Source organism: Scytonema sp. HK-05 (assembly GCF_963872035.1).
Lineage (GTDB): Bacteria > Cyanobacteriota > Cyanobacteriia > Cyanobacteriales > Nostocaceae > Kalymmatonema.
Map to the genome: position 1 here is coordinate 106,381 of NZ_CAWMYC010000013.1, position 16,805 is coordinate 123,185.

6 protein-coding genes and 2 pseudogenes are annotated in these 16,805 nt (G+C 43.2%); 4 read left to right on the top strand and 4 right to left on the bottom strand.

Annotated features, from left to right (window positions below; translation table 11 throughout):
* Positions 1-6 precede the first annotated feature (6 nt).
* Together AACT52_RS03410 and AACT52_RS03415 are read left to right on the top strand one after the other, a co-directional pair.
* Positions 7-852: a phytanoyl-CoA dioxygenase family protein gene (locus tag AACT52_RS03410; protein WP_233153854.1), complete on the top strand. Its 846-nt coding sequence runs from the start codon at positions 7-9 to the stop codon at positions 850-852.
* Positions 853-1,050: 198 nt separating this feature from the next.
* Positions 1,051-3,078 carry an ABC transporter ATP-binding protein/permease gene (locus AACT52_RS03415; RefSeq protein WP_073629386.1) on the top strand — a complete coding sequence of 676 codons (2,028 nt, stop codon included), beginning with the start codon at positions 1,051-1,053 and terminating at the stop codon, positions 3,076-3,078.
* 452 nt (positions 3,079-3,530) lie between these two features.
* Here the strand turns inward: AACT52_RS03415 and AACT52_RS03420 are convergent, their stop codons facing one another.
* Positions 3,531-3,857 (bottom strand): hypothetical protein, encoded by a 327-nt coding sequence (locus tag AACT52_RS03420; RefSeq protein WP_096549592.1) that lies wholly within the window; start codon positions 3,855-3,857, stop codon positions 3,531-3,533.
* Between the two features lie 348 nt (positions 3,858-4,205).
* Between AACT52_RS03420 and AACT52_RS03425 the strand changes: the two are divergent.
* Positions 4,206-4,796 (top strand): annotated as a pseudogene (locus AACT52_RS03425) (IS701 family transposase); the annotation flags it as partial.
* A gap of 41 nt (positions 4,797-4,837) precedes the next feature.
* Here the strand turns inward: AACT52_RS03425 and AACT52_RS03430 are convergent.
* Positions 4,838-10,780 carry a non-ribosomal peptide synthetase gene (locus AACT52_RS03430; RefSeq protein WP_073629390.1) on the bottom strand — a complete coding sequence of 1,981 codons (5,943 nt, stop codon included), beginning with the start codon at positions 10,778-10,780 and terminating at the stop codon, positions 4,838-4,840.
* Positions 10,781-10,821: 41 nt separating this feature from the next.
* On the opposite strand from AACT52_RS03430, the pseudogene AACT52_RS03435 reads away from it, so the two are divergent.
* Positions 10,822-11,034, top strand: a pseudogene (locus tag AACT52_RS03435) (adenylyl-sulfate kinase); the annotation flags it as partial.
* Positions 11,035-11,932: 898 nt separating this feature from the next.
* Here AACT52_RS03435 and AACT52_RS03440 read toward each other — a convergent pair.
* Both AACT52_RS03440 and AACT52_RS03445 read right to left on the bottom strand, forming a co-directional pair.
* Positions 11,933-12,157, bottom strand: coding sequence for an MbtH family protein (locus AACT52_RS03440; RefSeq protein ID WP_073629392.1), 225 nt, complete (start codon positions 12,155-12,157; stop codon positions 11,933-11,935).
* Between the two features lie 266 nt (positions 12,158-12,423).
* Positions 12,424-16,803 carry a non-ribosomal peptide synthetase family protein gene (locus AACT52_RS03445; RefSeq protein ID WP_073629394.1) on the bottom strand — a complete coding sequence of 1,460 codons (4,380 nt, stop codon included), beginning with the start codon at positions 16,801-16,803 and terminating at the stop codon, positions 12,424-12,426.
* Positions 16,804-16,805: the final 2 nt, after the last annotated feature.

Sequence of the window (16,805 nt, forward strand, 5' to 3'; positions counted from 1 at the left end):
ATAGTTATGTCCCATACCAATCAGATAGATAAAACAATGAAATTAACGAAAGACCAAATAGAAGATTACAGAGAAAACGGGCTACTGTTTATCCCAGAGCTTTTCTCGACAAAAGAAGTTGAGGCAATGCACGCTGCTGTTGAAGATTTGATAGTAAGAGATATACCAGGACGGATTTTAGAAAAGGATAATAAAACAGTGCGTGCTCTTCATGGATGCCACGCCACCACGGAAATTTTCGATTCTTTGACTCGACACCCTAGCCTCCTAACATCTACCTGTGAAATTCTCAATAGCGATGTATATGTCTACCAATTTAAAATCAACTTTAAAGCAGCTTTTGGAGGAGATATATGGCCGTGGCATCAAGACTTTGTGTTTTGGGATCAAGAAGATGGTATGCCATCCCCTAAAGCATTGAATGTTGCTGTTTTCTTGGATGAATGTAATGAGTTTAACGGGCCTATGTATTTCATTCCAGGTTCTCACAAAGAGAGCCTTGTTCACTTAGGACAAATAGAGTCATCTGAAGTTAATGATCAAAAAAATGACTGGAAGTCTAATGTTAGTGCTGCTCTTAAGTACTCTCTTGGGAAAGAAACGATCGCCAAACTAGCTACTGAAAAAGGTATCGTTGCACCAAAAGGCCCTTTAGGCTCTGTCCTTTTCTTTCACTGTAATTTAGTACACGGATCAGCACCCAACATTTCTCCCTACGATCGCAGGCTCCTAATTATCACTTATAATAGCGTCAACAATATACCAAGCTTCAAGGGGCAACCCAGACCAGAATTCTTGGTGAGCCGCGACCATACACCACTACAGCCTCTATTTAACAAAGTTCTTATCTAGCCTGCATCCTGTAGATAATGCGATCGCCTAAATCTAAAAATGGATGAAGTGGAGCCAGCACAAGCAAATATCTAAGTGCAAACATGGTTCTGAGTATCGAGTGCTATATGTAATTTCTTACTCGGTACTTATTACTTGTTATTCAGCACTAGAAAGTATTATATCTAATTATAAAAGATTTCAGTTTATTTTTCAAATATGCCAACCCAAGTTCTTCAAACTCAACCCGGAACAAATCCTGTTTCAGATTTTATCCAATTCTGGAAAAATGTCGGAGCGATCGCAGGGCCTTACTGGTATCCAACAAAGCCAGGAGAAAGAGCATTTTCAGATGTGATTCGTGCATGGGGAATGCTTATTCTGCTGATATTATTAATAATCGCACTTGTAGGTATAACTGCTTTTAATAGTTTTGTTAATCGTTATTTGATCGATATAATTATTCAAGAAAAAGATTATTCTAAGTTCATTAACATAGTGTGGCTTTATGCTGTTGGGCTTGTCTCCGTAACCCTCTTAGTTGGATTTTCTAAATTTTTTAGAAAAAGAATCGCTCTTGATTGGTACCAATGGCTTAATAATCAGATTTTAGATAAATATTTGACCAATCGTGCTTATTATAAAATTAATTTTAAAGCTGATATTGATAACCCAGATCAACGTTTATCCCAAGAAATTGAACCTCTTCCTAGTAATGCCCTCAGTTTTTCAGCTACTTTCCTAGAAAAAGTACTGCAAATGGCGACTTTTTTAATAATTCTCTGGTCAATTTTCCCAAAGATCGCTATTGCTTTGCTGATTTATACGATTATAGGTAATTTGATTGCTGTTTACTTAAATCAAGAATTAAATAAAATTAATCAAGAGGAACTTGAATCTAAAGCAGACTATAATTATGCACTGACTCATGTTCGGAATCATGCCGAATCAATAGCTTTTTTTCGAGGAGAAAATCAAAAATCAAATATAATTCAACGAAGATTTAGTAATATCTTAAAAAGTGCTATACACAAAATTAATTGGGAGAGAAATAACGAAATTTTTAACAGAGGGTATCAGTCTGCTATCGAATTTTTTACGTTGTTATTACTCGCACCTTTATATATTAGTAATGAAATTGATTTTGGACAAGTTGGACAAGCTACTTTAGCTAGCTATCTGTTTGCTACTGCTCTGGGAGAATTAATAAGTGAATTTGGCACTTCTGGAAATTTTTCGAGTTACGTTGAACGTTTAGCTGAGTTCTCAGATGCATTGGAAGAAGTCACTAAACAACCTGAAAATCTGAGTACTGTTAAAACAATAGAAGAAAACTATTTTGCTTTTGACAATGTCACCTTACAAACACCAAACTATGAGCAGGTGATCGTCGAAGATTTGTCACTTTCTGTTCAACGTGGAGAAGGTTTATTGATTGTTGGGCCTAGTGGTCGAGGTAAAAGTTCTTTGTTGAGAGCGATCGCTGGTTTGTGGAATGCGGGGACTGGTCGTTTGATGCGACCTCCCCTAGAATCCGTCTTATTTTTGCCCCAACGTCCTTACATAATTTTGGGAACTTTACGCGAACAGTTACTCTATCCTAATACAAATCGTCAAATGACTGATCGAGAACTCGAAGAAGTTTTGCAACAAGTCAACTTGCAAAACTTGCTAAGTCGAGTCGATGGCTTTGATACAGAAGTTCCTTGGGAGAATATATTATCTTTGGGAGAACAACAACGCCTTGCATTCGCACGACTGTTAGTTACTCATCCTAGCTTCACAATATTAGATGAAGCAACCAGTGCCTTAGATTTGAATAATGAAGCAAGTTTATATCAACAGTTACAATCAACTCAAACAACTTTTATCAGTGTTGGGCATCGGGAAAGCCTGTTTAATTATCATCAATGGGTTTTGGAGCTTTCACAAGATTCCAGTTGGCAACTTTTAACCGTGCAGGATTATCAGCTTCAAAAAGCAAAAGAAATTGTCATCAATCCTACCCAAAAAGCTGAAATCAAAATCGATGATTTTTCCAACAAAGAATCCCAAATCCAACCAGAAAGAGCAGTAGAAATAGACACAATCGAAGGGCTTTCTCATCAGGAAATGCAGATGTTAGCAAACTATTCAATTGCTACCATTAGAAGTAAGGCAAGCAAAGGCCAATCCATCACTACTAAAGAGGGCTTAACCTACCGCTATAACAAAAACCCAAAGATATTGAAATGGGTAAGGCTTTAGCACCATATTTTCAACTAATTGCGTCATCCTTGACTTAGAGCTTTACCTATCGACGTTGCACGCTCATCCAATCGGCGTTAGCGTACCCCTTTCCTACGGAACGCGCTCCACGAACGGGGAAGCAAGCTACGCGGAAGCCTCGTAGAGAAGCTTAACGTACCTCTACGGCGAAGCAAGCTACGCGTAGCGTCTCGCAGAGAAGCTATCGCTCAATTCACAACTTGCAAAATTTTTCTTCCACCAGTTCAACATGATTTGTCAGCTTTCGCACCCGATTTGAATTACTTTACTTTATCTGACGTGCTTTTTCTCTAATTCTTTGTGAGCAAGCTTTTTGAGGCTTAAGAGGAAAAGTCAGACTCTCTCGAAAAATTCAAGCTTGAAACCTATAAAAGCTGGAATGCTTATAGGGGGAAAAGTAGCTCTGACACTGTTGGCGAATTCGGAAACGGCTATGCTCGGTTAGTTAATTCAGCAATGAAACGATTAAGAGCTTTAAGTGCCGTTTTGTATCCGGTGGCTTGCTTACCTAACTTCAGTTCAAACAAAATGTGATCGCGTAAAGTTTCAAGTGCTTCCAGTTGAGGTAGTAAGGTGGCTGACCTTTTTTGATACCCCTCGTCCGGTGTAATACACGGTTGAAGGGGTTCGGCTTTCCGTGTATTACATGGTAGATTTTGTGATTCATCTCGTGTGATACTTGGTAGAGTATTTTTCCGCACAATTTCTTCTAAGTAGTCAGCCCTAGTTAAACCGTTACATTCTGCTGCAATACCCAAAGCTTTCCAAGTTTCATCGGTGAGTCTAACTCAGATCTTGCACCTGCCGAATAAACCCGTAAAAAACAAATAAAGAGTATAAAAATCTAACACTAGAATCTGCAGAAAGCTTATGTGTATTAAAGTAATTTAAATTACTAATAAAATTAAAAAACTACGAGATTTACTCATAAATCTGATGCCACGTTTTGTTAGGGCATGATATTCCTTGTAACGAGTCGTAGGCGTATGCGAAGCCCGACAGGGCGGGCGGCTACGCCATCGCTAATAATGAGAGTGACTCGATTTGTGGAAATGTTCAAAGTATGAGAGAAAGGGCGTGAAATACATTACAGATAAGCAAGAAAAATGGTTTCAATTCTTGCCCACGCCCAAAGTCTAGTTTACACTTTGCTGTCATTGATGCCTTCTATTTACCAACAAGAAAATCTTGAAGCAATGTTGGGAATGTTCTTGGAAGCGCAGGGTTATCCTCTACCTCAACACAGTAAAAGTAAGTCACCCAGCGCCTTAAGCAGATTTCTCAATATCTACGCTTGGTCAACCAGAGGTGTAATTCGCACAACTCGTAACCGTATTATTAAGGAGATTTTATCTGAGCGTTCGTTGGGACGCCAACCATTTTTACAGGTTATTGTTGACCTGACAACTTTGGAGAAAGCCGGAAAATTTAAGGCACTGGAAAACTTAATCAGCGTATACCACGGAAAACGAGGTTTGCATTTGGTTGTGGTGTATTTGGTTGTTGGTCGGTGGCGAGTACCTTGGAATTTCCGGGTTTGGAGAGGAAAAGGCGCTACCTCTCCGGCAAGGCTAGGATTAAAAATGGTTAAATCTTTACCAAAAAAATTAACCTTGCACTTCAAGGAGGTGATGGTTTTGGTAGATACGGGCTTTGGTAGTATTCAATTTATACATAGTGTTCCAGAGAAAAAATATCACCCAAAATGCATGATTTTACAAGGCTAGAAGCTCAATGCCTAAAGTCTATGAACTGCGTATAAGATTTCAACATAATTCTGAACCATTGAGCGAATCTCAAGGCAGCTAAAATACATCTGGTCATATTCCACACGTATGCTTACATCTTCTGAGGATGGCTTCATTGAAACAGCAAAATTTAAAGGAAAGTTGAACTTGTCATGAGACCTTCTCGCATTCACCTTCAAGTCGGTCTGCTCGAAAAGCTCTTTGGCATTATGGAAAGACATGAAATTAAACGTAGCGCAAAATAACTCTGCCCCAGCTCCAGGTTTTAACTGTTGGTCTGACAAAATTTCCAGAAGTGGATATCGAACATAAGGTTCGATATCAATTAGAGATTGCTGCACATTTTGAATTTGTACCTCTTTATCTTTTATAACTTGTTGACAAAAGGGAACAATATTCCAGAACAAGCCCAAAGCTCCAAACGGGTCAGATAATCTTTCTGTTCTACTATTTGAGATAATTCCTACAGAAACCATGTTTTCTTTCATCACAGTACCAATGAGGTCAAGGTAGGTACTCAGGAAAAGTGCTTTCGGTGAAACTTTCAATTTCCGACAGAATTCACGTAAGTCAGCAATGATTTCTGAGTCAAAGTTGTATTCTTGAGCAACAGCTTCTACTTGAGCTACTGGAGTGGTTAACGGCTTGAATGGTTTATATGTATAGTTTTTCAAGTGAAACTTCCAGAAATTTGATGCGTCTTGTGACCCAAGAATCTCTTTCTCCAAAGCGACAAATTCCTTATACACATTGGCAGCAGGAGATAGTGTTATTTCTTCTCGTTTCTTGAGAGCCAAATAGAACTCATACAGTTGGTTTAGAAATTCAATATTGCTCCAACCATCTATAATTGCATGATGAGTTGACATGAAGAATTCAAATCTATTCTTTGCTTTGCAAAAAATATTGAATCTAAAAAGTGGCTCGTTGGAATTTTCAACATTGAATAAATTTTGCCTATCTTGCTTCACCACTTCATTAACATAACTTTCTTGTTCATCCGCTTTCATGTTGCTAATGTCATGCTCATTGATGGAAAATCTCAGATTTTTTTTGACCACCTGAACTACTGGTTTTCCGTTTTGAGTGATAAATACCGTTCTCAAAGCCGGATGTTTTTGCACGCTTATTTCTAGTGACTTCTTAAAGGCATTCAAAGAAAGATTGTCATCATATATATCGTATGATTGCTGGAAATGGTAAACCCCCATTTTTTGATGGTCATTTGCGTAATGATGCAACATAAACTCCTGCATTTTGGCAAGAGGATATGCCGATTCTATATCTGAGGGAAGTAACTCAGAGATTTCCTCTGGAAGTTCTAATAAGTGTAGGGGTATAGAAGCGTTATTTTCCTGACGCTGATAATTATTTATTGGTTGAGGAAAGCTATGAATGGTCTCAGATACATTAGATGTGTCGCCCCCTGCATCAGCAGATAAACAATGAGCGATTAGCGATCGCAAGCTTGCTGCAAAATCTTGGGCTAGACTTTCAATTGTGGCACGTTTGTGAAAGTTTTCGCTGTATGTCCAATCCAGTTGTAACTGACTTTCTACTACGAATCCGTTAATATCTAGCAAATGACTGCGACTTCCTAGCTGGCTGTGTTGTGAACCGACTGATTCAGGGGCTAATTTGAATAAAGAATTTTCTTGCATTCCCCAATCGAATTGCCCCAGGTAGTTGAAACTTACCTCAGCTTGTGGTAGAGCTTGCAGTGTGGAGGTAATTTCCGCATCCCCACTCAAATAGCGCAGCAAACCGTAGCCGATGCCTCGGTTGGGTACGGCACGGAGTTGTTCTTTGATAGACTTTAAGCTCTCTCCTACATTGTCTGTTGCTTTTAACTCTAAAAGCACGGGGAAGATTGTCGTAAACCAACCAACTGTGCGCGATAAGTCCACATCTTCAAAAATATCTTCCCGCCCATGACCTTCGAGGTTCAGTAACACAGAGTTATTGCCAGTCCACTTACCTAAAACCTGGACCAGAGCAGTTAGCAGGATATCATTGATCTGAGTTTTATAAGCTTTGGGAACTTCCTGCAAAAGAGCGCGGGTTTCGCCCGGTGAGAGCGACACTGATACTGTGCGGGCAGATGCTACGGTGTTAGCATCGAACGCATTGTCCACTGGTAAACGGCTTATGTCTGTGCGTGAAATACCTTGCCAATAAGTCAGCTCTTTCTTTGCCGTGTCTGAGCGTGCGTAAGAAGTGAGTTGCATAGCCCAGTGTTTAAAAGACGTCGTCTTGGGGGGAAGCACGATCGCTTCGCCACGACTGAGTTGCTGGTAAGCTGAAAGCAAATCATCTAACAAAATTCGCCAAGAAACGCCGTCCACTGCTAGGTGGTGGATGACTATTAGCAGTCGGCTTGGTTTATCAGTACCCAGAGCAAAAAACGCTACTCGCATTAGTGGTCCAGAAGACAGGTTCAAGCTGGCTTGTAGGGAAGCAGCAGCGGCTTCAATAGCAGCTTTTTGCTCTGCGTCTGGTATTGTTGATAGATTTACATGGGAAAAAGGAATGGTATCATCAGGGATAGCGTTAATCTGTTCCCAATGTGAACCAGACTGCACAAAACGTAAGCGCAGCGCATCATGATGCACCAATAATTGTTGCACCACTTGCGACAACAAAGCGGGGTCGAATGTTTGCGGTACTTCTAGTAGAAATGACTGGTTGAAGTGGTGAGGTTCTGGTAGATTTTGTTCAAAAAACCAATGTTGGATGGGTGTCAGAGGTAACAAACCACTTAAGTGCCCCTGTTCTGCCTCCGCCGTTTGAGTAGCGTTCGCCGCTGCTGCCAACTCAGCAATTGTCAGGTGTTCAAATATCTGTTTAGCAGTCAGTTGCAGTCCAGCCTGTTTGGCTTTAAAAATAATCTGAATGCTGAGAATGGAATCCCCGCCCAGTTCAAAGAAGTTGTCATGGATGCTAACTTGCTCGAGGTGCAGAACCTCACGCCAGATTTTGGCTAGTATTTCTTCAGACTCTGTGCGGGGTGGGGCTAAAACTGTTTCTCGTTCATGACGTGTTGTATCAGGCTTCGGTAACGCCCGACGATCTAGCTTGCCATTAGGGGTAAGCGGCAGAGAATCCAAAATCACAAAGGCAGACGGTACCATGTAATCTGGCAGTTTCTGTTTGAGGAAGGAGCGCAACTGGCTCATTGTCACTGCTGTGCGTGTATCGGCTACGACATATGCGACTAAGCGTTTGTCTCCGGTCGCATCCTCGCGGACGATGGTGACGCAAGAGTTGACATCAGGGTGTTGAGTTAGTACTGCTTCGATTTCTCCTAGCTCAATGCGGAAACCACGTATTTTTACTTGGAAGTCAATGCGACAAATGTACTCTATATTGCCATCGTTTAAGTAGCGGGCTAAGTCACCAGTTTTGTACAGGCGAGAACCTGGTTCTGAACTAAAAGGGTTGGGAATGAATTTTTCGGCTGTCGTTTCCGGGCGGTTGAGATAGCCTCGTGCTAAACCCACACCACCAATATGCAGTTCTCCCGGTACCCCAGTAGGTACTGGCTGTAAGTGCGGGTCGAGGATGTAAATTTGTGTATTGGCGATCGCCCGACCAATTGGCACACTCAGGAGAATGCTGTCTTTATGGCATTGCCAGTAAGTAACATCAATTGCTGCTTCTGTCGGACCGTAGAGATTGTGTAAACTGCACCCCAGACGCGCAAAAAACTTTTCTTGCAGTTCTTTTGGCAGGGCTTCGCCGCTACAGAACACTTGCCGCAAGCTTGTGCAACTTTCCAGACTTTGTTCTTCTAAGAACACCTGTAGCATTGAGGGGACGAAATGCAGTGTGGTAATCTGCTCTTTGGCAATCAGCTTCACTAGATACGCACTATCTCGATGTCCTCCCGGTTGCGCCACCACTAGGCGTGCGCCAGTCATTAATGGCCAGAAGAATTCCCACACCGAGACATCAAAGCTGAATGGGGTTTTTTGTAAGATGCAATCATCTGGTGTGATTTGGTAAGCTTGCTGCATCCACACCAAGCGATTGCAAATCGCCTGATGAGTGTTCATCGCTCCTTTGGGCTTGCCTGTAGAGCCGCTCGTGTAAATCACATAAGCCAGGTGATGAGGTAACACTCCCGAGCGTGGATTTTCTGCGCTTGACTCACTAATAGCTTGCCAGTTTGTATCCAAACACACCAGATGCGCCTGCTGTTCTGCAAGCCTTGCTACTAATTTTTCCTGAGTCAACAGCACTTTGACCCTGCTGTCTTCTAGCATATATGCCAAGCGTTCTTGCGGATACTCTGGATCCACTGGCACATAAGCTCCACCCGCCTTGAGAATGCCCAGCAATCCCACTACCATCTCCACAGAACGCTCTAGACAGACACCAACCAACACTTCCGGTCCCACGCCCAATGCCTGTAAGTAGTGCGCCAGTTGATTGGCGCGTGTGTTTAATTCGCTGTAGGTCAAGCGTTGCTCTTCAAATACTACTGCCACTGCATCTGGTGTCTTTTGAACCTGTTGCTCAAACAAGGAATGCAGACACTTTTCTTGAGGATAAGGAGCGTGTGTATTGTTCCACTCGATCAGGATCTGATGTTGTTCAGTAGCACTTAACAGTGGTATGTGCGACAGCTTTTGGTCGGGATCGGCGACTAGACCCTGTAGCAGAGCTTGGAAATGCCCTACCATTCGTGTCACACTCGCACTCTCAAAACGCTGACTATCATAGATGAAGCGGAACGACAATTGCACACCCGGCTGGGCGATGAGAGTGAGTGGATAGTTGTTCCGCTCGAAGGCACGAACATCACTGATGTGCAACTTTTGAGAGTTCTGTTCTAAAGCCGAATCTACCGGATAATTCTCAAACACTACGATGCTTTCAAACAAAGGCAGCCCTTGCGGCACATCACTCAGACGCTGAATCTGTACCAGTGGTGTGTACTCGTAACTAGTGATTTCAACTTGTTGCTTGTGTATTTGCTTGAGCCAAGGTAGAACTGTATCCTCATCGGTAACTCCCACCCGCATCGGCAAAGTATTGATAAATAGCCCAACTATCGATTCTACGCTTATTATGGGAGCTGTACGACCTGAGACAGTCACACCGAAAACTACGTCGGTTTCGCCACTGTATCGCAAAAGAAGTGAAGCCCAAGCTGCTTGCACTAAGGTGTTCAACGTCAGTTGATATTTCCTTGCGAAAGATACCAGGGCTGTTGTTGCTTCACTTGATAGCAGAAGAATCTTTTCGCTATAGCTTTGTTGCAAGGACTTGCTGTGGTGTGCTTTATCAATTACGAGCGGTGTTGGTGCCGTCACACCAAAGAGTGTTTGCCGCCAAAATTCTTCGGCTTGTGCCAAGTTCTGCTTCTGTAACCAGGCAACGTACTCGCGGTAGGAACGAGTTGGTGGCAATTGTAACTGTTGCCCCAAAGACTTTGCTTCATAAAACAACAGCACTTCCTTGAATACCAACGGCAATGACCACCCATCTAGAAGTATGTGGTGATAACTCCAGACAAATTGGTAGACATCATCTGACATTTGAATCAAGGTCAGACGCATCAGTGGTGCCTTGGTCAGTTGAAAGCCACGATTTTGATCCGACTCCAGAAACGCTTGTAGTTGCTGTTGCTGCTCCTGTGGAGATAGTCCGATCCAAGAATGAATTTCTATTGGTAGTTTCACCTGCCGAGACACCACCTGGAGCGGCTGATCTTGGCGTTCCCAAACGAAAGCAGTTCGCAAAACCACATGCCGCGCGACTACTTGCTGCCATGCTGCAGTGAATGCCTCAACATCCAGCTTGCCTGTAAAAGTACAATTAAACTGCTGACAATACACCCCATAATCGGGAGCATAAAGGGTGTGGAACAGCATCCCCTGTTGCATTGGGGATAGCTGATAAATGTCTTCAATATTATTCTTTTTCATTAGACCTCTACAGAAATTAAATATTAACCCAGACGGCCCAAGGCTTTAGCAAACAAGACCGAGACATTAACATTCGTCGCATCGGGTTTGTAGCAAATCTACTCAGTCGCGATGGGGTAGTGGCAATTACAGCTGCGATCAGCCCCTATCGCGCTGTCCGCAATCAGATCCGGATAATGATCGAAAACTTTGTAGAAGTGTATGTAAACGCACCGATTAGCGTCTGCAAGTCCCGGGATGTAAAGGGGTTGTATAATTAACAGTTACCAGTTATCAGTTATCAGTTTCATCCGCCCATGTTTAAGTTCCCCACCAGTCCGCTGGCGTCACTGTTCACTGTTTTAAGGATTTTACAGGGATTGATGACCTCTACAAGGAATTGCTAAGTACAAGATTCCACAATGCAAGTAGCGTTATAGTTCATAGTTGCGCTAAGCGCGAAGACAGCGCAACTACAACCCCCTTATCGCGATATGAATTTATGAAATGCAGTACTAAGTCTTGTAAAGCGTAGTGTTACGCCTCAATGGATCATTTCTCAACCTCACTTTTATAAAATTGACAGTTACTATCAGCCTGTTGAAGGGATGCTTTACACCTTGTTAAGCAACAGGAGCGTTCAGGAATTAGGAGTTGTTAATTAAACGCTCACAGCAGCGCAGAGCCTGAGCGCCTACAGGCATTTTTTGCTTGACTTTTGCCGCAATAAATGATATTAAATTTAGCTGCACGACCCAGAGGTTTTCTGGGTCATCCAGCAGTCGTGGTTTATTGACTCTAGAAAAAGACCCGACAACTACCTAGCAAAAAGCCCTGTAGCGGGCAGTTCTTTAAGGGACTAACACAACCCACTACTTTATTGTTGACTGCTATGGTGACGCCGTTTTTGCAACACAGTTGCTTAAATGTTGAGAAATGTAGTTTAACAGCAGCGATCGCTCGGTGTGCAAAAAGAAATGCTTGCGTCTTAGACATTCCTAATTGAAACGAATGACTCGTCTGGTTTCGCCAGACTAGCAAATGCTCACACTTGACTAAACCATCCTCAAGATCTCCGAAAGCAGAAATGGGACAATTGATTTTTGCTTGTGGATTTGGTTTAAGTTTGACGAGCTAGTTGTCAACAGACGATGTTCGTACCATGATGCATCTTTAGCTTGGTTGTGCTGATTTTTCCATTTGCTGACGTAGGCTAAGTGGTCTCATATCAGTCCATACTTCTTTTATATAAGCTAGGCATTCTGCCTTTGTCCCGCTTTTACCAACATCTGCCCAACCAACAGCATTTGAGCGATCGCTAGGCCAAATTGAGTACTGTTGTTCGTGATTTACAACAACTTTGTAGATAGTTGTATCTTCTTGGTCATTCCAACTCATAATTACTCCAAAAAAATTGACACTTAGTAGAGAATTTCACAAGTTCGTAACGAATTAATTTCAGAAAGGCTCTGCGTTACTCCCTTCGGGTATGCCTACGGCACGCCTGACGGCGAACACCAGTCGCCTGCTGTCGGGAAAGCCGTCATTCGCGCTGGTTCACTGCGTTGACTCCGCGTCCCTCTGCGTTTTAAAACGCTACGAATTAATGCAAAGCTGTACTTAGTTTACTTGATTTGCAAGTCACATTTTGCGACTCGTTTGCCCTATAATGTCATAGCTTCAGGTGCTTTATTTAACTCATATCCAACTTGCTCAATCTGCTGCGGAGCCGACAGAAAACCACTACTAACGTAGTATGACAAGTAAGTGTTTAGCAATTCTGCACTGACTGATGGACAGGTGATAGAGGTTCCTACAAGGCTATTAAGCGTATTCTGACAGTCGAACTTGACTGAGTTATCGGGTGCTTCCTCCCCAAAAAAAGGTATTAATGAATACAATGGATTTTCTGAGGAATGCTCTGCAACCTTGAGCAGTTCTGCTCGCCATTGATCGTACGAAATCACCTTAAGCGAGTAACCAAAAGAGCGCAGCCAAGTCATCACGTTGCTCCAGTGAGCAGGGAGAGGATTAACCACATGAAAAGTTTCCTCCAGAAATTTTTTCTGCATTGATAAATGAACAATACATTTGCTCGCATAGTCCACAGGTGTCAGATCCACCATCATGTTGAAATCTGGAACACTTCCAAGTTGAATACACCCCTTTATCATTCTGGACATTAAGTCATCTGTATTGCAGGTTCCTGTTTGGCTGTGCCCTGATACTCTTCCTGGTCTATAAATATATACAGGAAGTCCTCGATTGCGTGCGATCGTGACTAACTTTTCCGCCACCCATTTAGTCTGCTCGTAGCCACCTGCAAGAAGACCTCGATCTAAAGAGTCATTTTCCCGGAAGACATGATCTTTAGAGAAGTCCTCCTCCCAGGGGAAAACGGCAATGCTAGAAATATAATGTACAGGCTTGACTTTAATTTGGCTTGCCAATCTTAGAGCTTCCTGAGTTCCAAGAACATTAGCTGCCTTAAGTTTAGGGTATGGATCGACGAAATTAACTAATGCGCCATTATGATAAATGACATCTATTGTACTTGCCAACAATTGAAACTCTTGATTGGAAAGACCAAAAAGTGGTTGAGATAAATCTCCGAGAACTGAGATGATTCTGGAACTAAAACATTCATTCCAGAGCGAGTAGGATTGAAGATTTGCTTGGATCTTCTTTTTGCCTTCTTCCACATTAGAAGAGCGTACCAAGCAATAAATGTCAGCATTGGTCTGCTGTAGGAGTTCGTAGAGTAAAAAAGCTCCCAGAAAACCTGTTGCTCCAGTCAGAAAGATACGTGCTGGGTGTGCGATAGACTCAACAGAGATACCGACCGGGCAGATTGTCTCATCCAAAACAGCTTCTGCATTAAGATTTGTGACAGATATTGTTGCAGATGGAGTCGGTTTGGAGTCACGAACATTATCAATAGCTTCAGCCATCCCCGCAACTGTAGGTGTTTCGAGCAGGGCGTGTAAAGGCAATTCTAATTTGAACGTATTTTGTACGCGGAAGAGCAGTTGAGTCGCTATAAGGGAATGACCACCAAGGTCAAAGAAATTGTCATAGACACCAACTTGCTTTTGCCGAAGCACTTGAGTCCAGATTTCAGCCAGTACCTCCTCAGTTGATGTGCGGGGAGCGACAAAAGTTTCTTCCAAATCGGGACGTAACGTATCAGGTGCTGGCAAAGCCTTACGGTTTACCTTACCGTTAGGAGTCAGTGGCATAGCCTCTAACATCACAAATGCCGATGGTACCATGTAATCTGGTAATTTCTCCTTCAGCAAGGAGCGAAGTTCGCTAACCTTGGGTACTTGTTCTTGGTCATGAACTATATATGCCACCAAGCGCTTGTCACCGGGTACATCCTCTCGATCTATAACTAGAACTTGTTTCACACTAGGATGTTGACTCAGCAACGCTTCGATTTCTCCCAGTTCAATGCGGAAACCACGAATTTTCACCTGGTGGTCAATGCGACCAAGAAACTCAATGTTACCGTCGGGTAGGTAACGAGCTAAGTCACCAGTTTTGTAAAGGCGTGCCCCTTGTTGTTGACTAAAGGGATTAAGGATAAACTTCTCTTGGGTTAACTCGGGACGGTTGAGATAACCGCGAGCTACACCAGCACCACCGATATACAGTTCACCCGTGACCCCAATTGGGACTGGTTGGAGATGGGAGTCAAGAATATAGATTTGTGTGTTGGCGATGGGACGACCGATTGAGAGTTGATTGCTGCTTTTGGTGCATTCAGCTACGGTAGCGCAGACAGTTGATTCAGTTGGTCCATAGGCATTGAAAAAACGCCGGTCTTTTGACCATTGCGCTACCAAATCGGGAGAACAAGCTTCTCCTGCTACTATCATTGTTTGCACTGGCAATTCCTCATAAGGTAGAACAGCCAACGCAGAAGGGGGGAGCGTAACATGTGTAATGTTATACGTACGCAAAGATTGCATCAAATTTGGTCCTGGGAGTAAGGATTCCTTTGTTCCCAAGCAAAGCCTTGCTCCACAACAAAGAGTCATAACAACTTCATAGATAGAAGCGTCGAAGCTAAAGGAAGCAAATTGAAGAACACGGCTATCTGAGTTGACATCAAACAGGCGAATCCCTGCCTGAGCTAAGTTGCACAATCCTTGGTGGGCGATTAAGACTCCCTTAGGCTTGCCAGTAGACCCCGAAGTGTAAATCACATACGCCAAATCACTGGGTTGCACATTACTGAGAAGATTCTCCTGATTCTCACAAGAAATAACCTCCCATTGTGAATCCAAGCAGACCATATGCGCTGTGTGAGCAGGCAAATCTGCAACCAACTTTTCTTGAGTCAATAGCACCGATACCTGTGAATCTGAGAGCATATAGGCTAATCGCTCTTGGGGATAAGTTGGATCTAACGGCACATAAGCTCCTCCCGCTTTCCAAATCCCCAAAAGTCCCACTATCATCTCTAACGATCGCTCAACACAAATACCTACCAGTACCTCTGGTCCCACTCCCAACTTGAGTAGGTAATGTGCCAACTGATTGGCACGAGTATTTAACTCTCGATAAGTTAGCTGTTCATTATGATACACTAATGCCACTGCATCTGGTGTCAGTTCCACTTGCTCTTCAAACAGCTGATGAATACACTTATCCTGGGGATACTCGGTCTGGGTATCATTCCACTCAAAGAGCAACTGCTGACGCTCGGACACGTTGAGCAGTGGTAGGTCTGCAAGGCGCTGGTTAGGGTTAGTCACTATACCTTCAAGCAAGGTCTGGAAATGCCCCATCATCCGTGTGACACTAGCACTCTCAAACCGCTGACTATCGTAGACGAACCGCAACGACAATTGCTTACCCGGCAAGGCTACTACCGTAAGTGGATAATTGGTTCTCTCAAAGGCACGAACATCGCTGATGTGCAACTTTTGCGAGTTCTGTTGTAAAGCCTCATCTACCGGATAATTCTCAAACACCACGATGCTTTCAAACAATGGCAGCCCTCGCGGTACATCAGTCATTTGCTGAATCTGTACCAGTGAAGTGTACTCGTAAGTACTGATTTCGACCTGTTGCTTGTGTATTTGCTTGAGAATAGCTAAAACTGTGTCCTCATTAGAGAGTGTCACCCGCATCGGCAGGGTATTGATAAATAGCCCAACTATCGACTCCACACCTGTTATACCTGGGGAACGACCTGAGACAGTCACGCCGAAAACCACGTCGGTTTCGCTACTATAACGTGAGAGTAGTATTGCCCAAGCTGCTTGCACTAAGGTGTTCAACGTCAGTTGATGCTGCCGTGCTGCCATCACTAGCGCTGAAGTTGCTGCAGTTGATAGCGTAAGGATCTCCTCACTATAGCTTTGTTGCACCTGATTGCTGTGGTGTGTATCAACTACCAACGGCGTTGGTGCGGTCACACCTAAGAGTGTTTGTCGCCAAAATTGTTCGGCTACTGCCAAGTTCTGCTTCTGTAACCAAGCAATGTATTCCCGGTAGGAACGAGTTGGTGGCAGTTGTAACTGTTGCCCCAAAGACTTTGCTTCGTAACAGCCCAGCACTTCCTTAAATACCAACGGCAGTGACCACCCGTCTAGAAGTATGTGGTGATAACTCCAGACAAATTGGTAGACATCATCCGACATTTGAATTAAAGTCAGGCGCATCAGTGGTGCCTTGGACAGTTCAAAGCCACGATTTTGATCCGACTCCAGAAACGCTTGTAGTTGCTGTTGCTGCTTATCTGCAGATAGTTCGATCCAAGAATGAATTTCTATTGGTAGTTTCACCTGTCGGTACACCACCTGTACCGGCTGGTCTTTGCGTTCCCAAATGAAAGCAGTTCGTAGAACTGCATGCCGTGCGACTACTTGCTGCCATGCTGCACTGAATGCTTCAATATCCAGCTTGCCTTTAAAAGTACAGGTAAACTGCTGGTAATACACCCCAGAATCGGGAGCATAAAGGGTGTGGAACAGCATCCCCTGCTGCATTGGGGATAGTTGATAAATGTCTTCAATATTATTCTTTTTCATTT

What these genes read in the sequence shown, in the direction of transcription:
- AACT52_RS03410 (WP_233153854.1), top strand. Translation starts at nt 7, where the DNA reads ATGTCCCATACCAATCAGATAGATAAAACAATGAAATTAACGAAAGAC.
- AACT52_RS03415 (WP_073629386.1), top strand. Translation starts at nt 1,051, where the DNA reads ATGCCAACCCAAGTTCTTCAAACTCAACCCGGAACAAATCCTGTTTCA.
- AACT52_RS03430 (WP_073629390.1), bottom strand. Translation starts at nt 10,780, where the DNA reads ATGAAAAAGAATAATATTGAAGACATTTATCAGCTATCCCCAATGCAA.
- AACT52_RS03440 (WP_073629392.1), bottom strand. Translation starts at nt 12,157, where the DNA reads ATGAGTTGGAATGACCAAGAAGATACAACTATCTACAAAGTTGTTGTA.
- AACT52_RS03445 (WP_073629394.1), bottom strand. Translation starts at nt 16,803, where the DNA reads ATGAAAAAGAATAATATTGAAGACATTTATCAACTATCCCCAATGCAG.